Here is a 23,672-nt window from a genome sequence, read left to right on the forward strand (position 1 = left end):
AAGTTTTGTTTTGTTTTATTTGTAGGATTATTAAATAAATAAATTTACCAAACATGAAAAGAATTCTATGTTTCTTTAGTATTTTATCACTTATTTTAGCTTCTTGCTCCAGTAATGTTGAAAGTGCTGTCAATGCAGAAAATGTGCTTTTGCCCATGACAGAAAAATACACAAATGCCTCTTATCCGGAAGATAGCAGTACTGTGACTTATGCTTATGATGGAAACAAAATTACCAGTTTAACATACGACAATGGATCTGCAGTTGTATTTACGTATACCGGTAATTTAATAACAAAAGCAGTATATACAGAAACTTACGAAGGTACAACTCATACAAGTACTACTACTTTTACATATGAAAATGATAAACTTAAATCTACATTAAAAGTTAACTCGGGAAATTCTTTGCATAAAAAAAGAACTTATACCTACAATGCAGACGGAACAATTTCGACGATTACACTTCTAATTAATCCACAAACCCTTGAAGAAACTGAAGATTCATCCACTATTCTTACTCTGGATGTTAATGGTAATATTATTAAAGAAGAATCGGATGGTTTTACGACTGTAGTAGAATATGATACTAAAAACAGCCCTTTCAAAAGTATATTAGGATATAGCTCATTGCTGGACTCCGATGTTTTTGATCAGGACGCTAACTCTTCAAATAACCTGATAAAAGTGACTGATATATCTGGCGATGGTAGTCAGGATATAAACACTTATGTGAATACATACAATAGTGATAATTATTTGACTAAATCGGTAAATGGTGTTGAAACAAAAGAGTATACCTATTAAAAAAAAACAATTAGAAAAATAGAAGTACTCTCAAAAGCTTATTTGAAAACAAACTAGCTCCGGTAAGAAAAATGTAAATCCGACAAGTTTTTAAAACCTGTCGGATTTTATATTTTATCGTATTTCAATCAAAGGGAGAAATCTTTGTTCGAAATGACAAATAGTGCTTTTCGATTGATTATTCAAGAAAACTCAGAACCTTAGCAGCTTAGCCTCTTAACTATTTTCGTTCCCCAATCTGCTGGCGCCACATTGCGTAGTAAAGTCCTTTCTCAAAAATTAAATCTTCGTGTTTTCCTTGTTCGATGATTTTTCCTTGCTCCAGTACAAATATTTTGTCGGCGTGCATTACGGTTGATAAACGGTGCGCAATCAGAACCGTGATTCTGTTTTTATCGGATATATTACGAATAGTAGTATTGATTTCTTCTTCGGTAATAGAATCCAGGGCAGAAGTAGCTTCATCAAAAATCAATAAATTCGGATTTCTTAAAATAGCACGGGCAATCGACAAACGTTGTTTTTCACCACCGGAGACTTTAATTCCGCCTTCACCAATTGTAGTGTTTAAACCGTCTTCAGCACGTTGCAGCAGTTTTTCACAGCTTGCTCTTTTTAAGGCATCGTATAAGTCTTCATCGGTAGCGCTAGGTCTTACGAACAATAAATTCTCGCGAATTGTTCCTGAGAATAACTGAGCGTCCTGAGTAACGAATCCTAATTGTTTTCTTAAATCCAGTAAGTCAATTTCTGTAGAGTCGATGTCGTTGTAAAATACCTGACCTTCGGCTGGGGTGTACAATCCAACGAGTAATTTGACCAAAGTTGTTTTTCCTGATCCTGACGGGCCCACAAATGCAACTGTCTGTCCCTGTTTAATTTCGAAATTGATATTTTCAACCGCTTTAAATTTAGCGGTTTTATGCTGAAAACTTACATTTGAAAAGAGTAAAGACTGAATCGCTCCAACATGCTTTGGGTTTTTTGGACGAAATTCTTTCGGAGCACTCAATAAGGTCTTAAAATTCTCCATCGAAACTTTAGTTTCATTTAAGGCAATAATGAAATTTCCAAGTTCCTGAAGCGGTCCGAAAATGAAAAAAGTAAAGAAAACCATCGTTAGTAAATCACCCACAATAATTTTTCCTCCAAATAAGAAATAATATAAAGTGAAAACCACACAAGTTCTCAAAAAATGTACGGTTGTGCCCTGAATAAAACTCAAACTCCTGATGAAACGGATTTTTTCAAGTTCAAGTTGCAGGATTTTAAAGGTGTTCAGGTTTAGACGTTTTTCTTCCTGATACGTCAATCCAAGACTTTTTACAAGTTCAATGTTTCTTAAACTTTCGGTGGTGGAACCAGCCAAAGCATTGGTTTGATTTACGATTTTTTTAGAGACAATTTTGATTTTTTTACCCAGGTACGAACTAACCAGAGCAATTATTGGTGCTGTGATCAAAAAGATAATCGAAATACGATAATCGATTCGGGCGACATAAACAATTACAAATACAAAGCCAATCACCGTCTGGAAGATTAAAGAAATAGATAGTGTGATTAATTTCTCAGAATCAGAGCGTACTTTGGTGAGTTTACTTAACGTTTCACCGCTTCGTTGGTCTTCAAATTCGGCAAACGGCAGGTCCAGTGATTTTTTAATTCCGTCCGTGTACATCTGTGCTCCGGTACGCTGAATGACAACATTGGTAAAATAGTCCTGAAAGTTTTTGGTAATTCTCGATACCATAGCAGCACCAAGTGAAAGTCCTAACCAAAATGCTAATGATTTGATAAAACCGACTGCGTTTCCATCGTATTTATGTAAACCAACACCGCAATCCTGCATTAATTTACCGGTAATAATAGAGTCTGATAAACTGAAACAAATGTTGATCGAAGCCATAATCAAAGCAAAAAATAGTAACATTTTATGTTTGATTATATAAGAATACAGTAATTTCATAAGTGAGTTTGAATTTATGGAAGGTGTAAAAGTAGTGAATTGTTTAACACTGTTAAATGGATTTTTGTTATTAAAAATGTAATTTTTTTGCAAAATGATTTAAGTGCAGGTGATGTGTTATTTTAATTCAGAACCCGTATTCCATTTTTTTAATCCGTAAGCAATAAGTAAATACAAGAAAATAGCTAGGTATTTATACGGTTTTTTGTTTTTTAGTTATTTTTTTTCTAAAATTTTTTTTAGCGTATATTGTTCATTATTAGTGCCTTAGGTTTGTTTTGGATTGAGTTCTGTGTTTTCGATGTGGAATCCCGTAAGGTTTTGATTCTGAGGTGTATTACGTTTGTAATGCTAAAAATAATGCTGGTAAAAATATTTTAGGATTTGATAAAATTTCTTTTGTGGATGGAGAAGGAAGCGGAGTTTTTGACAATGAAATTGCAGATACTTTAGGAAAGAATATATGTTCTATCTATAAGTTAGGCGTATAATACAGCCGGATATCCTGAAAAAAGCATTGATAATGCTGAAGGATTAAAATATACATCTGAATATTTCTATTAGTAGAAAGTTTAAAATTTGGGGGCGAAAAGTCGGGGGCATTTTGTTTTCGGCTTTTTTGTTTGTGAAAAATAACCGAAATTTACACAAAACAACTTCATGCAATTCAGAACCCAGATTCCAGTTTCAAAAAGCAATAATCCAATCGATTATCATTCGAAGATCATTTCTATGGGATCTTGTTTTGCGGAAAACATGGCAGAGAAATTTGATTATTTTAAGCTTCAGAACGAAACCAATCCATTTGGAATTATCTTCAATCCTGTTTCTATTGAGAAAGTGATTCAGAGAGTAGTTACACAGGAGTTTTTTACGGAGAAAGATGTTTTTTTTCATAACGAACGCTGGCATTGTTTTGAAGTTCATTCAGATTTGAGTCATTCCGATCGACAGGAGTTGTTGCAAACACTTAATGAAGCAATTAGTAAAACAAACAAACAAATTAAAGAGGCGACTCACATCATAATAACTTATGGAACTTCGTGGATTTACAGAAATATTGAAAGTAACGAAGTAGTCGCTAATTGTCATAAAGTACCGCAAAAACAATTCACGAAAGAATTATTGACGGTTGATGCAATTCAGAAAAGCATTCAAAATACCATCCGTTTAATTCATGGCTTAAACCCCAATATAAATTTCATTTTTACCATTTCACCAGTGCGTCATATCAAAGACGGTTTTGTAGAAAATCAATTGAGTAAGTCACATTTATTTACGGGACTTCACCAGAATCTGCAATCTAAAATTGAGAATCAGCAATTAGAATATTTTCCTTCTTACGAAATTATGATGGACGAACTTCGTGATTATCGTTTTTATGCCGAAGATATGCTGCATCCGAATGCTGTAGCAATTGACTATATCTGGCAGAGATTCAGTGAAAATTATATTGCAGAGAATAGCATTCTGACCTTGCAGGAAGTGGGCGAAATTCAAAAAAGTCTGCACCATCGAAGCTTTAATCCGGAATCTGAACAGCATCAGAAATTTTTAGTCAAGCTTCGTCAGAAAATAAAAACGGTAGAAGAAAAATGGCCGCATATTAAGTTCTAAAACCTTCTGTACTTTTAAGATATTTTGATATTCAGTGCATTGCGGGTATTTGCTAAAATTTAAAATATCAATTTCAACAGAGCAGAATTCTTTATGTTTCCACTCGGTAATCACAATAGCAAACGTAAGAAAATAATTATTTGTTGCTAAATTTTAGAATAATTACAGGTAATTATGTAAATTGTTTGAGTTTAAATTTTACAAATTTGTTTTTGCAGATTTGTCTAAATCAAACTTTAATCTAAATGTGTTTTATTGACGTATGAATAAGAAAACCATTCATTTTCTAAAAAAAACACTTCGTGTACTGCTTTGGTGCATGGCTTCTGTAATTACACTTTTGTTGCTTCTTATTGTATTAATTCAGGTTCCTTCCGTCCAGAATTTCGTAAAAGATAAGGCCATTACTTATCTGCATAAAAAGATAAAAACCAAAGTTTCGTTAGATCATATTTCGATAAAATTTCCGAAAGACATTGTTTTGGAAGGATTTTACTTTGAAGATCAAAAAAAGGATACTCTCTTAAGCGGAAAACGTCTGGAGTTGGATGTTGATTTGTTTAAATTGATCAACAGTGAATTGGAGATTAATTCGGTTTCACTGCAAAATACCACAGCCCGTATTTCAAGGGACAAAAAAGGAGCTTTTAATTTTGATTATATTATTAAAGCGTTTGAGTCGAAAGAACCAAAGGTTGAAGATCCGAACAGCCAGCCTTTTAAAATTTCGATTGTAAAAATAAATCTGGATAACGTCAGGTTTGATTTTAAAGATGATTTTTCTAAAAACGACACTCGTGTAAAACTCACGCATTTTGATACCAAATTCCGGGAATTCGATTTAGATAAAATGAATTTCAACATTCCGGATATCAATCTAAGCGGATTAAAGGTAGTTTTGAATCAGGATGTGGTCGAAAAGATCGCTAAAGCATCAGTGCAAACGATAGATACCGTCTCGAAAAGAGTAGATTTCAATTTGAAGTTAGGAAACATCAGATTAGCAAAAATTGATATTGTTTACGACAACAAAGATTCCAAATTAGATTCCGGAATACAACTGGATCGGTTGAATGTAGCCGTAAACAAAATTGATCTGAACCGTCAATTATTGGATTTCGAAGCTTTCGAACTTAAAAATTTAAAAGGGAATTTACGGTTGGGCGCAAAAGACAAACAGCTTCAAACTCCCGATTTAGATACTACTGCCATAAAACAGGCAGGATGGAAAGTAAAGTTGAATGTTATAGACATCCAAAATATAGCGTTCAAATTTGATGATATGCAGTCAAAACCAATTTCGAAAGGAGTTGATTACAGTCATATGGATCTTAGTAAGGTTAATTTTAAAGCAGAAGAATTGTATTATGGGAACGATACAATTTCAGGAAATATAAAAACGCTGACCTTAAACGATAAAAGCGGCTTGCAGCTTCAGGCTTTAAAAACCAATTTCTTTTATGGACCAAAGAACGCTTACCTGAACAATTTGTATTTAAAAACACCCCAAACGCTTTTTCAGAATAGTATAAAAGTGAGTTATCCTTCTATCGCTTCTGTTTCCAAAGATTTGGGTAATCTTACTTTAGAGGCCAATTTAAATCAGTCCAAAATCGGTTTTAAAGATGTCCTGCTTTTCGCTCCCGATTTACAGAAAACCAATCCGTTTAAGAGTAATCCAAATGCCGTTTTGAAGGTCAATGCACGTTTGAGTGGGAAGATAAAAGATCTGAATATTGCACAGTTCGAAATGAGCGGAATCGGAGCTACAAAAGTTGCTGTTTCAGGAAAGATAAAAGGGATGCCTGATGCACAAAAAGCGGATTACGATTTAGACATCAGAAAACTTTCAAGCACATCAAAAGATATTTATTCGTTTGTACCTGCGGGAACTGTTCCAAAGAATATTCAATTGCCTTCACAGCTGAATTTACAAGGAAAGTTCAAAGGTTCTGTTGCCAATTTTAAAACCAAGCTGGCTTTCAGCAGCAGTTTCGGAAATGCAAAAGTGGATGCCTTGTTCGATCAGCGAGTGAAGAAAAAAGAAAAGTATGATGCGACCGTTTATTTGCTGAATTTTGATTTAGGTAAATTGATTAAAAACGATTCAATAGGAAGAATTACGCTTAAAGCGAAAGTAAAAGGCAAGGGATTAGATCCAAAAACAGCGCAGGCAGAATTTGACGGATTGGTTCAGAAGGCCGTTTTTAATCAATATACTTATAAAGATCTGGCTTTAAAAGGTAGTATCGAGAAAGGATCTTTTGTCATAAACTCCGGAATGAAAGACCCGAACCTGCATTTCGGTTTAACGGCCAGTGGAAATACTGAAGAGAAATACCCTTCCATTCAGTTAAAATTAAACCTGGATATTGCCGATTTGGAAAAATTAAATCTGCATGCCGGTCCAATGAAGCTGCGTGGAAATGTTGACGCTGATATTGCCAACAGTAATCCTGATTTTTTGAACGGAAAAGTATTTCTTTCAAACATTCAGATTGCACAGACAGCAGAACCTATCGTTCTCGATTCGATCAGGCTGATTGCTTTTGCCGATCAAAATAGAAACAATATCAAAGTTTCTTCTCAGTTTTTAAATGCGGAGGTTGATGGGAAATACAAACTGACGACTTTGACAGCAGCATTAAAAAAATCACTGTCAAAGTACATCGATTTAAAAAGTCCAAAAGTAAAAGGAGAAACGGATGAGCAGCGACTGGCTTTTACGGTGAAGATTGATAACGATCCCGTGTTACTGAAACTGCTTCCTGAATTAACGGGGTTGGAACCTGTTACTTTATCAGGAAAATACAACAATGTAATCGATTCTCTGGAAATAAAAGGAAGTATTCCGAGAATTGTATATGCCGCTAATACCATTGCCGATGGGAAAATCAATATCGAAGCCAAAGAAAATGGTTTAGAATACAATGCTTCTTTTGGAACAATTGAGAGCGGTTCTTTAAAAATTCCATTTACAAGCTTATCCGGAAAAATTGAAAATAATGTTTTGGATTATGCCCTTGAAGTAAAAGATGTCAAAGAGAAACAACAGTATTTTATTGCGGGAGACTTAAAGCACGACGGTTCAAAAAACAGTTTCAGAATTGATGCTCAAAATTTTATTCTGAATTATGATAAATGGAATATAGATCCGGAGAATTTGGTGGAGTTTGGAGGTAAAAGGTTGTTTGTCAATAAATTTTATTTAGAAAATTCAGGAAACGAATTAAAAGTTCAATCGCAGGGAGATCAGGATAATGCACCACTACAAGTTGATTTTGCAAATTTCAAAATAGAGACGATTATGAACATCGTCAAAAAAGACCAATTGTTAATGCAGGGTCTGATTAATGGACATGCACTGGTTGAAAATGTAATGACAAAACCCACTTTTACTTCGGACATAAAAGTAGATCAATTTGCTTTCAAAGGAGAGCCTGTTGGAGATATTACAGTAAAAGTAGACAATAAAACCCATAATTTGCTGGCAGCCAATATTACACTTAGTGGAGAAGGAAATGAGGTGAACCTGACCGGAAATTATAAAATTGACGATGGAAATCTAGATTTTAATCTGGATCTGAACAAATTATACATCAAAAGTATTCAGGGGTTCAGCATGGGCAATCTGACTGAGGGAACTGGATTTTTAGCAGGAAATTTCAAAATTACCGGAAATGCTGCTGCGCCAAAAGTAAACGGAGTACTGGAATTTAAAGAGACAGGTTTCAGAGTAACAAAATTTAATTCCTACTACAAAACAGAAGACGAAAAAATAACACTTCAGGATGACATTATCACTTTTGATACCTTTACTTTTCATGATGAAAACGACAATGAACTGATTGTAAACGGAACCATTAAAGCAACAGATTATACCAAATTTGACTTTGGCTTAACTGTAGTTGCAGATAATTTCAGAGCGATACATTCAGAAGAAAAAGACAATGATTTGTTTTATGGAGATTTGGTGTTAGACAGCAAGCTGAATATCAAAGGAACACTCGAAAATCCTGTAGTTGGCGGCAATATTAAAATAAATAAAGACACTAAATTTACAGTTGTGATGCCGCAATCAGATCCTTCAATCGCCGATCGGGAAGGGATAGTTGAATTTGTAGACGAAGACAATCAATATCTGAAACAAACTGTTGCAATGGAGCAAAAACTCAATCAGTCGCGGTTAGTGGGTATGGACGTTAGTGTGGCTATTGCCATCGACAAAGAGGCAGAACTTACTTTGGTTATCGATAAAGGGAACGGTGATTATCTGAATCTAAAAGGAGAGGCAGAACTTACAGGCGGAATCGATCCGTCCGGTAAAACAACGCTGACCGGTAAGTATGAATTCTCAGGTGGGGCGTATGAGATGAATTTCAATATGATCCGACGAAAATTTGATATTCAGAAAGGAAGTTATATCATATGGAATGGGGAACCGACTATGGCTAATTTGAACATTACGGCTATTTATAAAGTAAACGCCGCACCAATAGATTTGGTAGGAAGTCAATTGCCAACGGATAATTCTACTCAGAGAAACACTTACAAACAGAAAATTCCGTTCGAAACTCTCTTGAAAATGAATGGTGAACTTTTGAAACCGGAAATCACTTTTGATATTGTACTTCCGGAGGGGAATAATGATGTTTCCGGAGATGTTGTAACGCGTACGAAAACAAAACTCCAGCAGTTAAGACAAGAACCAGCGGAATTGAACAAACAGGTTTTTGCTCTTTTATTGTTGAATCGATTTATAGGTGAAAATCCATTTGCAAGTGAAAGCGGCGGAACGAGTGCAGAGTCTATGGCACGACAAAGTGTGAGCAAAATTTTATCACAGCAGTTAAATGATCTTGCCGGAGAGTTAATTACGGGAGTTCAACTGGAATTTGATCTGGAGTCGACAGACGATTATACCTCAGGAACAAGAGAAAACAGAACCGACCTGAACGTCGGGGTTTCTAAAAAGTTGTTAAACGATCGATTAAAAGTTACCGTAGGGAGCAGTTTTGCCGTTGAGGGTCAGGAACGTGCCAACGAGCAAAGTGCCAATATTGCGGGAGATGTAGCATTGGATTATCAATTAACCAAAGATGGCCGTTATATGGTTCGGGCTTACCGAAAAAATGAATATCAGGTGGCGGTCGAAGGTCAGGTAGTTGAAACCGGTGTTGCTTTTATCATCACCATGAGTTACAATAAATTCCGTGAACTTTTTCATCGAAGTGCAGCCGAAAAAGAAATGATTAGAGAAGAAAAATTGCGCAACGAAAAAAAGAAAAAGAAAGAGGAGGAGCAAAAAAAGGAAAATCAAATAGAAGGGAATGAGCAAAAAACTTAGCAATATAAGAATGAAATATGTCAGATATTTTGTTGTGCTGTCCTTATTTTTTGTTTTTGGATGCAGTAACACAAAATATTTGCTGGAGGGAGATTTATTATACACAGGAGGTTCGGTAACCGTAAAAGATTCAATTCTTAAAAAGAAAGAACGAAAAGAACTGGAAAATGAACTGAATGATTTACTGCGCCCTAAACCCAACAAACAATTTCTGGGATTACGTCCTAAGTTATGGTTTTATAATATCGCCGGAGAACCTAAAAAACAAAAAGGAATCCGATATTGGCTGCGTACCAAAGTAGGAGAGCCTCCCGTGCTTTTTAGTAAAGTTGATTTAGAGTACAATGCATCCGTCCTTCGCAATTTTACCGAAAACAGAGGGTATTTTAAAACCCGCGTCAGTGCCGATTCTACTGTTAACGACAAAAGAGTTACGGCAGAATACACACTGATACCGAAAAAACGATACACCATAAAAAGTGTGGCTTTTCCTGACGATTCCTTGGCGATGTCCAGAATAATAGGAAGGTCAAGCCGAAGAAGTCTCTTAAAGGTTGGGCAGCCGTATGATTTGGATGTTATTAAAGCCGAACGGGAACGTATCGATGCCAGACTTAAAGAAAAAGGGTATTATTATTTTAATCCGGATTATCTTTTAGCGCAGGTAGACAGCAGTAAAGGGGATCATGAAGTAAAAATTAAATTGATCATTAAAGCCGATACTCCGCCAAAGGCCCTTACAGCCTATAAGATTAATAAAATTGTCGTCTATCCTAATTTTACTCTTTCAAAAGACAGTGTAAAATACCAGCCGAAAGACGTTACTCAATATAAAGATTTTACGATTATTGATACCGCTAATACTTTTAAACCAAGAGTTTTTGACCGTGCGATCCGCTTCAAAAAAGGAGATCTTTACAATCGCAAAGACCACAATCTGACTCTAAATCGTTTTGTGAATCTTGGTACATTTAGTTTTGTGAAAAATGAGTTTAAACCTTCAGACAGTTTAGATAATGTACTGGATTCGTATTATTACCTGACGCTTTTGCCTAAAAAGTTTATTCGGGTAGAAGTTTTAGGGAAAACAAATTCGGCCAGTTATACCGGTAGCGAAATTAATATAAACTGGAACAATCGAAACTTGTTTAGAGGAGCAGAATTACTCACCGTATCTGTTTTTGGCGGAGCCGATTTTCAGCTGTCAGGAGCCAATAACGGAAAGAATATTTATAAACTTGGAACTGAAACCAGTCTGACCTGGCCAAGACTCATAACACCATTTCACATCGAAGGGCCTATTGAATTTGTTCCCAGAACGAAAGCAACCTTGAGATACGAGTATCAAAACAGAACGCAGTTGTATGCCCTGAATTCTTTTAAAACATCATTTGGTTATTTGTGGAAAGAAAACATTCGCAAAGAGCATCAGTTAAACGTTGTGGATATTACTTACGTGAGCCCGAATCACGTGACGGCTGAATATTTAGCAGATATTGAAAAAGATAAGTCTTTGGAAAAAGTAATTGAAAAACAATTGATTTTCGGACCAACTTATACGTATACCTACACCAATACCATGCAAAAACGTAAGAAGAGTACGTTTTACTTTAGTGGTGATCTCGATCTGGCGGGTAATATTACAGGCCTGGTTACCGGAGCTAATGTCAAAAAGAACGATACTATTAAAATATTTAACGTTCCGTTCAGTCAGTTCGTAAAAATGAGAGGTGATTTTAGGCATTACTTAAAATTGGGTAAAGAGAGTGAATTGGCCAGCAGAATTATTTTAGGAATAGGGATTCCGTATGGAAATTCAGGGGCTTTACCAACGTCTAAACAATTTGTGGTAGGAGGAACCAACAGTATTCGAGCCTTCAGAGCCAGATCGCTGGGGCCGGGAAGCTATCTCAATACACAAACGACCAATGATTTTCTTCCCGATCAGTCAGGCGATTTGAAGTTGGAGTTTAGTACCGAATACCGGGCAAAACTTTTTAGTATTGTTCGCGGAGCGTTATTTGTAGATGCCGGAAACGTTTGGCTTTTAAATGCCGATCCCAATAAGTCCGGTGGAGAAATTACCAAAGATTTTATGAAAGATATTGCCGTAGGAGCCGGAGCCGGATTGCGTTTTGATTTGTCTTTTTTAGTTTTAAGAACCGATTTAGCATTTCCGTTGAGGAAGCCCTATTTACCGCAAGGTCAGAGATGGGTAATCGATGATATTAATTTCGGAAGTGGTCCCTGGAGAAAAGAGAACTTGATTTTAAACATCGCCATTGGATATCCGTTCTGATTTTATGTTTTTGAAACAGACAGAATAAAATAAACCGCAGGAATAGAAAGCTTACTTTAAACTTCTATTCCTGCGGTTTAGGAGAGTTATTTTTACAATCCGGAAATAATAAATTCGCTTCTCCTATTCATTTGATGCTCTTCTTCTGTGCAATTTTCATTATCAGAGCAATGGTTTACAAGCTGTGTTTCACCATAACCTTTGCCGGTTAATCTGTTTTTATCAACACCATGTTTAATAAGCCAGTCTATAGTCGATTTAGCCCTTCTATCAGACAACAGCTGATTGTATTTATGCGTCTGACGGCTGTCTGTATGAGAACGAATATCCAATTTCATTTTAGGATACAAGTTCAGTACATCCAGAATTTTTTCGAGGTCTAAAGCAGCTTCTTTACCAATATTGGATTTGTCCAAATCAAAGTAAATCATTTTGATACCAAAAACTTTACCTAAATTATCTCCAATGGTTACCTGGTAGCTGGATTTTTCAAGAGGAATCGGTAAATAAGCTTTTGAACGATCTTTTGACACCAGTATTTTTTGTTCCCAGGTGGTGTAGTTTTCTTTTTCGGCCCTGATATAATAGGGAGTTTCAGGATCTAAAATGAAACTATAATTTCCTTTCTCATCGGAGAAGGTGGAATCTTTTACATTCATGCCCTGATCATACAAGGTGATTTTGGAATTTGGTAAAATTTCATTACTGTCCAGATCAGTCACAACTCCATATAATTGGTAGTCAGTATTTATTTTTTGTGTCTCTAAAAATTTATAAATATCATCTGATCCTTGTCCGCCTTTTCTGTTCGATGAAAAAAAGCCTCTTCGGGATTTGATGTCAATAATATAAGCAAAATCATCATTAGGAGAATTGACATCTGCTCCTAAATTTTGAATATTACTAACTCCGGCATCATTTATTTTTCCAACAAAAACATCAAGACCACCAAGTCCCGGATGCCCGTCTGAAGCAAAGTAAATTTCATTTTCATCGGTTACAAAAGGAAATGTTTCTTTTCCTTCGGTGTTGATTCCGGGGCCTAAATTTTGAGGGGAGCTGTATCCTCCGGTACTCAGGATTTTGACCTTGTAGATATCAGATTGTCCTATTGTTCCGGGCATATCTGAGGCAAAATATAAAGTCTTTTCATCCGGGCTGAGAACAGGATGTGCCGTACTGTAATCATTACTGTTAAAAGGTAATTCTACGATATTATCCCACTCCTTCTTTTGATTAAGAGTGGCTTTGTATATTTTTATAAAGGTAGTTTTTTGTTCGTTTTTCCCTTTTTTACCATCCATATAATTATTGCGAGTAAAATAAACAGTTGTTCCGTCTTTTGTAAAAGTGGGAGTGGATTCGTGAAACTTACTATTGATTTTTGATTTTATTTTTTTAGGTGCGCTTGGATTGAAATTTTCATCCAGGACAGCCTCATAAAGGTTGGTGAAACTTTCACCTGTCCATTTATGTCTTTGTTGTCCCAGTCCTCCCGTATCTCTTGCAGTGGTGAAAACAATTTTATTTTGGAAAAACGTTGTTCCGTAATCCGAATACTTACTGTTTATTCCTGAATCTTCAATCGTATAGCGTCCGGAATTAGCTTTAATCAAATCCAGATAGTTTTCATTTTTTTTGTAGAGTTTCCCCCTTGTATCATTTTTTGAATGCTGAAAGAATAAATCAAGCATTTGATTGGCTTTCTCTGTGCGATTTGTCGATTTTAACGATTGTGCATATCGGTAATAATATTCGGGTTCCACATCGTTAGTCATGGCAAATAGCTCGTCATACCATTTTGCAGCTTTATCAAATTCAGCATTAAAGTAAAAAGAGTTACCCAGTTTTTTGAACATATCTGCAGACTTGTAGCCTTTTGAAGCTACTCTTTCATAGGTTTCAATTGCATTAACATAAGCGTAGTTGGCATATTGTCTGTCTGCCGTAGCTATTTTATTCTTTTGAGAATAAGTATGAAGTGAAAAAAAACTTAGTATTAATAGATAAAATGGTATATAATTCTTCATAGTAAATAATTTTAAAAGAAACGAGGGGTTGTCATTCTGCTTTGTTTTCTGATAAACTCAAAACGCAGGAATACTTCATGCGAACCATTACTGTAATTGTTTAGTTTTGAGGATTCAAGATCATAACCGTAACCAATGTACATACCATCTGTAAGCTGAAAACCGGCCATGGTACTGAAAGCGGCATCCCATCGGTAGGCGATTCCAACCATAAATTTATCATTGAACATAAAATTACCTGAGACATCCACTTGCAACGGCGCACCTTGTGCTATTTTTGTAAGTAATGCGGGTTTGAATTTTATATTATTGTAAGCACTCAAATTGAAAACATATCCTCCCATTAAGTAGTAGTTAATTTTGTTTTTGAATATGGCTACTTCATTATTGTCATAATAGTTGGTCACTATAAAATCCGGTGCCGATAAACCGATGTAAGCTTTGTCAGAATGCCAATAAACCCCGGCTCCTATATTTGGAGATATGACATTATTTAAATTTTGTAAATGAGGATCGTCCAAATCTGCGGGATTGAGCCTACTGGTGTCCAGATTAAAAAGACTAACAGTTCCTTTAAGCCCGAATGAAAGTTTAAAATTATCTGAAGTTTGAACCGTATAAGAAAAGTCAGTCGATAAAGAGCTTTTATCAGAAGCACCAATTTTGTCATTTACAAGAGAAACACCGATACCTAAATTACTGTCGTTTATAGGGGTATTAACTGAAAAAGCGCTGGTTTTCGGAGCTCCTTCAAGGCCTACCCACTGTGCGCGATACAATCCAAAAATACTCATCGTACCTCTTGATCCGGCATAAGCAGGATTAATATTTATGGTATTGTACATGTATTGTGTGTATTGAGCATTTTGCTGAGCCGCGATATTTATTACATTGAAAAGCAATAAGAACCTTAAAAAAATTAAACTCTTTTTCATTTGTATATTTATTTTTAATGAAACTTCTGTGTGAAAAGATTGTGAAATTCCCTGTGTTTTTATCTAAAAGTAAGATGTAAGTATCCGCTTTTTTCGGTCATGAGCGCACCGTTTCCATAGGAAAGCACATAGAAATAGGTTCCTGGCGGTAATCCTACACTTTGGTTTACGGTTGCTCTGCCTTCAGAAATCCCACGAAAGAAATTATTGTTTGTGCCATAATTGTTAGTTTCGAATACTTTGACTCCCCAGGAATTATATATGGTTACCGAATTATTTGGAAACCGTTCCAGACCTCTAATTTCGAAGTAATCATTTTTGCCGTCTCCATTTGGAGAAACCATATTAAAAACAATTACCTCCGGATTTGTAATACCGGCCTGCGCTTTATTATTAAGCGGATTATAATCTTCCGGAGTTGAATTTTCCAGAAAAGCAATGTTAAGGTAATCCCCTGTTGCTTTTACTTTGGCTGTTATGGTCAATGTTTCTGTTTGATGGGCTAACAGTTCTGGTAAATTCCAGATTCCGGTTGTTATATTATAATCTCCGGACGAAGTTTTAGATGAGGTATACAGATATCCTGATGGAAGTATATCTCTAATTTGAACATCGTTGAAATTATTTCCTCCCAGATTTTCAGCAGATATGGTAAATGCAATCTGTTGACCGATGTTTGCAACGGGATTATTTATTGTTTTTCTTATCTCAATATCACTATCCTCATTGGGCTTTAAACATGCTTGAACCTGTATAGGAAAATTAATGCTTACAAGAGGATTGCATTTAGCTTCATCAATATAATTGACTTCGATAGTCCCTTTTCCGACATTATTCCACAAAACTGTTACAAAATCGTCTGATTGCTGTCCTCCATTTACGATAGTGCCTTCATTTGAAACAAGCCAATTGTAAGAGGACATTCCGGCAACAGTAGTGTAGGTTACTTTTTCTGAAATACAGACCGACGTAAGCCAATCAGGATCTTTATTAAGGACATCATTTTTAACAATTACGGTTACAGCTAAGCGATTTGTACTCTCACATGTACCCGCTTTTGCCGTTCCGTAATAAGTTTTACCATCAATTAATAGTGTTGCGGACGGAATTATATTCCCTCCTGTAAGTGCATCGTACCAGGTAATACCGGTTCCGGAAGCTGCTAAGTCTGCTACTGTAGCTTTTGTTGCTGCACAGAATTGTTGTGTAGCAGCACCGGTTGGCGTTTTTGGATCACTAATGCTAACGGTTACAGCTAAACGGTTTGTACTCTCACATGTACTTGTCTTTGCTGCTGCATAATAAGTTTTACCATCAATTAATAGTGTTGCGGACGGAATTATATTTCCTCCTGTAAGTGCATCGTACCAGATAACACCGGTTCCGGAAGCTGCTAAGTCTGCTACTGTAGCCTTGGTAGCTCCACAGAATTGTTGTGTAGCAGCACCGGTTGGCGTTTTTGGATCACTAATGCTAACGGTTACAGCTAAACGATTTGTACTCTCACATGTACTTGTCTTTGCTGCTGCATAATAAGTCTTACCATCAATTAATAGTGTTGAGGACGGAATTATATTTCCTCCTGTAAGGGCATCGTACCAGATAATACCGGTTCCGGAAGCTGCTAAGTCTGCTACTGTAGCCTTGGTTGCTGCACAGAATTGTTGTGTAGCAGCACCGGTTGGTGTTTTTGGATCACTAATGCTAACGGTTACAGCTAAACGGTTTGTACTTTCACATGTACCCGCTTTTGCCGTTCCGTAATAAGTTTTACCATCAATTAATAGTGTTGAGGATGGAATTATATTTCCTCCTGTAAGTGCATCGTACCAGATAACACCGGTTCCGGAAGCTGCTAAGTCTGCTACTGTAGCCTTAGTAGCTGCACAGAATTGTTGTGTAGCAGCGCCGGTTGGCGTTTTTGGATCACTAATGCTAACGGTTACAGCTAAACGATTTGTACTCTCACATGTACCCGCTTTTGCCGTTCCGTAATAAGTTTTACCATCAATTAATAATGTTGAGGATGGAATTATATTTCCTCCTGTAAGTGCATCGTACCAGATAACACCAGTTCCGGAAGCTGCTAAGTCTGCTACTGTAGCCTTAGTAGCTGCACAGAATTGTTGTGTAGCAGCGCCGGTTGGTGTTTTTGGATCACTAATGCTAACGGTTACAGCTAAACGATTTGTACTCTCACATGTACTTGTCTTTGCTGCTGCATAATAAGTTTTACCATCAATTAATAGTGTTGAGGATGGAATTATATTTCCTCCTGTAAGTGCATCGTACCAGATAACACCAGTTCCGGAAGCTGCTAAGTCTGCTACTGTAGCCTTAGTAGCTGCACAGAATTGTTGTGTAGCAGCGCCGGTTGGCGTTTTTGGATCACTAATGCTAACGGTTACAGCTAAACGGTTTGTACTTTCACATGTACCCGCTTTTGCCGTTCCGTAATAAGTTTTACCATCAATTAATAGTGTTGAGGATGGAATTATATTTCCTCCTGTAAGTGCATCGTACCAGATAACACCAGTTCCGGAAGCTGCTAAGTCTGCTACTGTAGCCTTAGTAGCTGCACAGAATTGTTGTGTAGCAGCGCCGGTTGGTGTTTTTGGATCACTAATGCTAACGGTTACAGCTAAACGATTTGTACTCTCACATGTACTTGTCTTTGCTGCTGCATAATAAGTTTTACCATCAATTAATAGTGTTGAGGACGGAATTATATTTCCAATTATAGCTGCATCATACCAGACAACATCAGTTTCAGAGGTAATTAAATCAGCTACTGTAGCCTTAGCAGCAGCACAGAATTGCTGGGTAGCGTTTCCTGTTGGGGTTGACAAACCTCCAAGTGAAATGTTGACAGATTCTGTAAAATAACATCCTCCGAAAGAATTAATTTCTACTTTGTAAGTACCAATTTGTGCAGCCGTTATATTATTGATATTTAATTCAGGGGCACTAATTTGCGTACCATCAGGCAATGTCCATTTTATCGAATTTACCGGCCCCATTTGTATTATAGACAATTTGATATCACTTCCGATACAAACAGTTCTGTCTCCACCATTTATTAATTGTGAAAATGAACTTCTTAAAATCAGAGGCTGTAAGACTTCATAGCAGGCTGTTTTTGCTTTTACGATATAATTTCCTGCAGTCAGTCCTTTAAATACAGGACTTGATTGTCCTGTTGTTGGGAAATCGGAATCTGTTTCTTTTTTTATAAAGTAAGTAATACTTTCTGAAACATTGTCTACTTTGGTATGAAGATCCCCTGTTGTATTTCCTGAACAGACAATTCCGCCAGATTCAGATAAATCAAACGTAGGGAAATTAGGTTGAACATCTACAAAAGCAGTTTGGGTGTTCTCAATTAATTCGGTTTGCAAGAGAGGCCTTCCACTTATAAATTTTCGGGTTATCCCTATTTCATATTTTCCTGCTATATCCTGAAAAAAAGAAAAATTACTGATTCCCTCTTTTAAAGTATTAGACCCCAGAATGGCATTAAAAGATCCCATGCCTGCAGGTCCACTGACAATCCCGGGGAAAATTTGGTTGTTTCCATAAAAATTAGCCAATGTGCTGTTTATTGCACCTGTACCGACAGCTGATACTTTTACAGTTATATTTTTGTTGTAACGATCACATCTTGAGGCGTCTGGACTAAAACTAACGTTGGTGATTTCAATTTTTGTAAAATAACTGTCTAAAACCACTTGAAATTCCTCATCGAAACAAGCCGAATCTTTTATTCTTATGGTATAAGTTCCTGGAAGTAATTCATTTCCTAATCCAAAAATAGGCTCGTTATAGGTTACTGCCAATGGTGACGGACCGTTTACAAGGTTTACGGTAACTTTACCTTGCAAGCCTACATAACCGGGAGTGGCCATAGGAGGATATACCGCCAGTGCACATTTACCAAAAAACGTAGCACTTGGTCCTGTGAAAAATTGTATTTTACCTTTGATGTCTTTATCAGGAGCAAAATAATTGGGATCAATAAAAACATTTTTAGGATCAGTAATAACAGGTTTTTGAGAAAAAGTGTTTGAGGTATTGTTCGTAAAATAGTAAGTTGTTATTGAGATTCCTGTATTATCCGTGACTTTTATAGTGTAGCTTTTGCCAATATTTAGTTTACAAATTTCCAAACTGTTTATACCTGTAACAGTATAAGTATTTTTGATACCTGTACCGTTGTCTGTTACTTCTACGGTATAAGGCAAACAGCCCCCCTGATCTTTAGGTACGTTTTTTAGCAAAACTTGTCCCGTGTCATTGCAATTGGTGTTCAAAGGGTCATCTTCGATACTAAATTCAAAATCAGTAAAAGGTTTAACAATCCCTATAGCAGATGCTCCATAATTCAGTTCAACAGTTTTTGTTATGTTACAATAGGTTGCGCTCAAACGGACAATACCCCATTTGGAGCGATCTGAAGGCATTGAATATTTCTTTCTTACATCAGTAAGAGTGAGATTGTCATAAACATCCCAGCCTGATCCCTTCTGAATCTCTAATTTGTAAATAAAATTCGGGACCCCATAAAGAGGAGGGAGAGCATTAAAATAAGCGCCACCATTACTTACAGCTAATAATCCGTTTGGAAGGGTAGCACTGCTAATACCGGAACAGACATCATTTGGAGTATTATAAATTAGATCAACAGCATTAATGGTTCCTTTATCAAGGTTAAAATTTTTCAGAACTTCATTTGGCGGAAGATTCAATACGGTTACAGGTGAAATTAAAGTACCACAATTATCTGTAGCCGAAACTTTATAATTGCCACTTGGTATACCATTAAGTCTGACGATACCGGTTGTTGTTTGTACGCTTCTTACAACGGTACCATCTGAAGCATTTAACAAGTTAACGGTATAGGGAGGGTTTCCTTTTTCGGCGTTAATAGCAATATCCCCCAGAGGATCAGGATCTGATGCACAGTAAGTATAATTTTTTGCGGTAAAAAGTCCAATAGTGGGAGAAATAGAAGAATAGGTGCTGCCTACCTTTATGGTAGTTGCAGCTTTTATAAAAGTATTGTTTTCGTAATACCCATAGAAATAATCTCCTGCCTCTAAGTGCGTAATTAGAGAAGCTGAAGATGCAATAATATTTGCCGGATCATAAGGAGATTTTGCAACAGCATAGACTACAGGTTCAGAAACATTTTTAACAGTGATCGTAATTGTACCATCTGCTCTACCATCGCCGGTACAGGAGGCATCTGTGGCAACAGCAGAAATTTCTGTCTGGGCAATTGCGGCTAAAGGCAGTATATAGAAAAGTGCAACTAGTAATTTTGAAAATTTCATAATGAGTCCGTTAAATTGTGTTTTTGGATTGTGGTATAGTTAAGTTTAGAAGGATGACAATTCAGAAGAAAGCACTAAAATTTCGTTTAACTCAATAATGAAATATATAGTGCCTTCAAAGCTGAATTGATGGGTGCCATCTTTTATCTTCATCTTAACTTAATGCAAAGGTATTTAGGACAATTGAGACAAATAATTCAGATTTAATAATCGGATTATCAATGGTATAACTGGTTGTTTTAAGTAACAGTTGATCAGCTAAAAGGTTCCAGGTTTTAGATTTTGGCAGGAACAAAAAATAAAATATAAGGTAAAGATTACAAAATAATGGGTCTAAAAATGGTAAGTGTGAAGTTTTGCGTTTTTAAAGTTTATACGAAATCAAAAAAAAGTCACTTCTGTTACATGAAGAGATAGATTCATGCCTAAAATTCTTTGAGGAAGATAGAAGCCGAATGCAAAATAAAAGCTGTAAAGAGCGCTGAAACCTAAAGCAAAAAATGATTTACTTTTCAGAAATTAGTTTTCGGAAATATTGCATCGATAAATACATCAGAAGAAAAAAACCTTACCCAAATAGGATGCTTTTGTGAAAAAAAGAAGTAATTTGGTTTAATAAATGGATAGAATGCAAAATCTAATAAAGAGAATAATAGTTTTAGCTGTAGCTGTACTTGTCATAGTGCTGGCTTTCAAATATTGTGAATTCAAAAAAGATGACGATTCAACTATTGATTATAATACCAATCTCATTCAGCAGCAAATCTTAAATGTTGGAAAACTGGTCGTTACCGAAGGTCATTTTTCGGAAGTCATTACTTATAAAAACCAGCAGAAGTATTTAATGGACATGGTTTCTTTTGAGAAAAAAGCACTTGTAGTTGTAAACGCAAATGTTACTGTAGCTTACGATTTACACAAAGTGAAATATGATATCGATGAAAAGAACAAGACGATTACCATTTTAAATATTCCAAAAGAAGAAATCACCATCAACCCTGATATACAGTTTTATGATGTTGAACAAAGTAAATTGAATCCATTTACGGGTGACGATTACAACAAGATCAACAAATCGGTAAAAGCAAATCTGGCCAAAAAAATAGAGAAATCTACCTTAAAAACAAATGCTCAAAACCGATTGATCAGTGAATTATCAAAGATTTTAATTCTAACCAATTCAATGGGCTGGAAACTGCAATACAACGGAAAAACAATCCAGTCTGAAAAAGAGTTTAGCGAGGACTTGAAGCTTTAGTTTTTTGAAGTGCTAAGACGCTGAGGTTCTGAGGTTTTTTTCAATATTGTCATTTCGGGCGGAAGGAGAAATCTTCGTAAGAAGCTTGACAAAGGTTGGATTTCTCTCTTCGCTCTAAATATTATAAAAGCACAAAATCCGACAGGTTTTTAAAACCTGTCGGATTTAATATAATTGTTTTAAAAACTTAGCGCCTTAGTACCTCAGAACCTTAGTACCCCAAAAAACTTAAACCGCTTCCTTGTCAAAAATCAGATCTAAGCCTCCAGAAATCAAATGTGCTACTTCAGGGCGTTTCAGCTTCAACTGATCCAGATGAACCAGAACTTCCTGTAAAAGCTGTTTCTCATTAGAGTGCTCCAAAAGCTCGACGATTTCCACAGCCAATAACCAATCATTAGGATGAGATTCTTTCAGTTTATGAAATACAGTGTGTAACTCAGTTGCAGCACTTTTATTTTCTCTGGTTAAGCGAACGGTTTGATAAAGGATTTCCAGATCATCACGTTCGGCAGTATGTTGTGCTTTTATAGTAGTTGTTTTGGGTACGGTATTGATCAGATCAAAACTATTCACATCAGCCGGACCGGAAAAAGCCGAAACGACTTTTTTACCAATTGACATATCATAATTTCCCCATTCAGGCTGAAACAAAATGGTTTCGCCGTGAGTTACAGTACAATTTCTGAAACTGATTAAAATGATTTCACCGTGTAAATTTCTTGAACCCGTAATGATTTCGCCTTCTACAATAACATCGCCTTCAAATTCTAACCTAACAGTTTCATTTTCTACGATAGAATAAGCCTGTAAATCTTTTGGACTCATGTCTTCGATTGCTAAATTGAAGCCTTTTAGTTTTCCAATTGGACTTCCAAATCCATGTGGATGTGTTAGTGTTCCATGACCAACCAATTCTTTTTCACGGTAGGATAAAGCCGTTTTTCCGGTAGTCTGAATATAGATAGGTTTTCCTTCATCTTCCAGAACATTGGTAAAAACACCCGAAATCTGTAAACCAGTACTCAACTCAATTGTTCCTAAAGCATTGGAGTGAATTAGTTTTTGTATACCGGAAAGACCTCCTGTTCTCAAAGCCATTTTATTGGCAAATTCTTCTAAAACCAAACTCAAATAGGAAAAATTTGGTGTTACAAAAAGTTGAGGCTGTAATTGTGTAATATCAAAGTTTTGATTGGCAGCAGAGATGTTATAAGGGATTTTCTTTACATTATCCGTCATGCACCAGGCACTCTCCCCAATAGAGGATAGTAAGCCCGCGCCATATATTTTCGGATTTTCAACGGTTCCGATTAAACCATACTCAACCGTCCACCAATGCAGGTTTCGAATTTGTGCCATTTCAGACAATTCACCCATATTGTTTTGTAAATCGGCAACTGCCTTCTCAGCTTCGTCTATTTTTTCCTGAGGCGTATCTTCCGCTTCTTTCAAAATAGAAAGTAGTCGAATCGCTTCATACATCTGGTAATCTTTATGAGATGAAATAGCTTTACAGCCAATTTCTCCAAAACGTCTTAAGTACTCCGCATATTCAGGATTAGCGATAATAGGAGCATGTCCTGCGCCTTCATGAATAATATCCGGTGCCGGAGTATATTCGATATGTTCCAGTTGACGAATATCTGAAGCAATAACCAAAACGTTATACGCCTGAAATTCCATAAAAGCGTTTGGCGGAATAAACCCGTCCACCGCAACAGCCGCCCAACCAATTTCAGTCAGAATTCTATTCATTCCGTACATACTTGGAATAGAGTCAATTTCGATTCCGGTTTTTTTCAAACCATCCAGATAAGAATGATGCGCAACTTTTGAAAGATAATCTACATTTTTACGCATTACATAGCGCCAAACAGCTTGATTAATTGGTGTATAATCACCATAATCCTGAGGTTTAATAAATTGCTTTAAATGTTTAGGCAATCGTTCTAGTAACGGGTTTGTTTCAATACTTGCATTCATTTCGAAAACGTTGTAGATTAGAATGTAAAATTACGGATTTACAGTGCTAATTTTTGCTATTTAGATCAATTTTTTTATCCGAAATGATTTTTAAT

Annotated in this window: 10 protein-coding genes; 5 read left to right on the plus strand and 5 right to left on the minus strand. The window is 36.2% G+C overall.

The window, feature by feature from the left end:
* Positions 1-53: 53 nt before the first annotated feature.
* Positions 54-806: a DUF2207 domain-containing protein gene (locus tag OLM58_RS12215; protein WP_264529123.1), complete on the plus strand. Its 753-nt coding sequence runs from the start codon at positions 54-56 to the stop codon at positions 804-806.
* A gap of 220 nt (positions 807-1,026) precedes the next feature.
* On the opposite strand, the gene OLM58_RS12220 is transcribed toward OLM58_RS12215, so the two are convergent.
* On the minus strand, positions 1,027-2,772 hold the full coding sequence (locus tag OLM58_RS12220) for an ABC transporter ATP-binding protein (RefSeq protein WP_264529124.1): 1,746 nt from the start codon (positions 2,770-2,772) through the stop codon (positions 1,027-1,029).
* A 660-nt stretch (positions 2,773-3,432) separates the two neighbouring features.
* On the opposite strand from OLM58_RS12220, the gene OLM58_RS12225 reads away from it, so the two are divergent.
* The 3 genes from OLM58_RS12225 (at position 3,433) to OLM58_RS12235 (ending at position 12,035) form a co-directional block, all read left to right on the plus strand.
* Positions 3,433-4,389: a GSCFA domain-containing protein gene (locus tag OLM58_RS12225; protein WP_264529125.1), complete on the plus strand. Its 957-nt coding sequence runs from the start codon at positions 3,433-3,435 to the stop codon at positions 4,387-4,389.
* Between the two features lie 262 nt (positions 4,390-4,651).
* A complete protein-coding gene (locus OLM58_RS12230; protein WP_264529126.1) occupies positions 4,652-9,736 on the plus strand; it encodes a translocation/assembly module TamB in 5,085 nt (1,694 codons plus the stop codon).
* On the plus strand, positions 9,720-12,035 hold the full coding sequence (locus tag OLM58_RS12235; RefSeq protein WP_264529127.1) for a BamA/TamA family outer membrane protein: 2,316 nt from the start codon (positions 9,720-9,722) through the stop codon (positions 12,033-12,035). Before OLM58_RS12230 ends, OLM58_RS12235 begins: the two co-directional genes overlap by 17 nt.
* Positions 12,036-12,127: 92 nt before the next feature.
* On the opposite strand, the gene OLM58_RS12240 is transcribed toward OLM58_RS12235, so the two are convergent.
* From OLM58_RS12240 to OLM58_RS12250, 3 genes are read right to left on the minus strand one after another with little or no spacing between them, the layout of a single operon-like run.
* Positions 12,128-14,065 carry an OmpA family protein gene (locus OLM58_RS12240; RefSeq protein WP_264529128.1) on the minus strand — a complete coding sequence of 646 codons (1,938 nt, stop codon included), beginning with the start codon at positions 14,063-14,065 and terminating at the stop codon, positions 12,128-12,130.
* An 11-nt stretch (positions 14,066-14,076) separates the two neighbouring features.
* Positions 14,077-15,000 carry a type IX secretion system membrane protein PorP/SprF gene (locus OLM58_RS12245; protein ID WP_264529129.1) on the minus strand — a complete coding sequence of 308 codons (924 nt, stop codon included), beginning with the start codon at positions 14,998-15,000 and terminating at the stop codon, positions 14,077-14,079.
* 59 nt (positions 15,001-15,059) lie between these two features.
* Positions 15,060-20,333: a gliding motility-associated C-terminal domain-containing protein gene (locus OLM58_RS12250; RefSeq protein ID WP_264529130.1), complete on the minus strand. Its 5,274-nt coding sequence runs from the start codon at positions 20,331-20,333 to the stop codon at positions 15,060-15,062.
* 628 nt (positions 20,334-20,961) lie between these two features.
* On the opposite strand from OLM58_RS12250, the gene OLM58_RS12255 reads away from it, so the two are divergent.
* Positions 20,962-21,591 carry a DUF4230 domain-containing protein gene (locus OLM58_RS12255; protein WP_264529131.1) on the plus strand — a complete coding sequence of 210 codons (630 nt, stop codon included), beginning with the start codon at positions 20,962-20,964 and terminating at the stop codon, positions 21,589-21,591.
* A gap of 228 nt (positions 21,592-21,819) precedes the next feature.
* Here the strand turns inward: OLM58_RS12255 and OLM58_RS12260 are convergent, their stop codons facing one another.
* Positions 21,820-23,577, minus strand: a complete 1,758-nt coding sequence (locus OLM58_RS12260; RefSeq protein ID WP_264529132.1) for an aromatic amino acid hydroxylase — start codon at positions 23,575-23,577, stop codon at positions 21,820-21,822.
* Positions 23,578-23,672: the final 95 nt, after the last annotated feature.

This window comes from Flavobacterium sp. N502540 (genome assembly GCF_025947365.1).
GTDB lineage: Bacteria > Bacteroidota > Bacteroidia > Flavobacteriales > Flavobacteriaceae > Flavobacterium.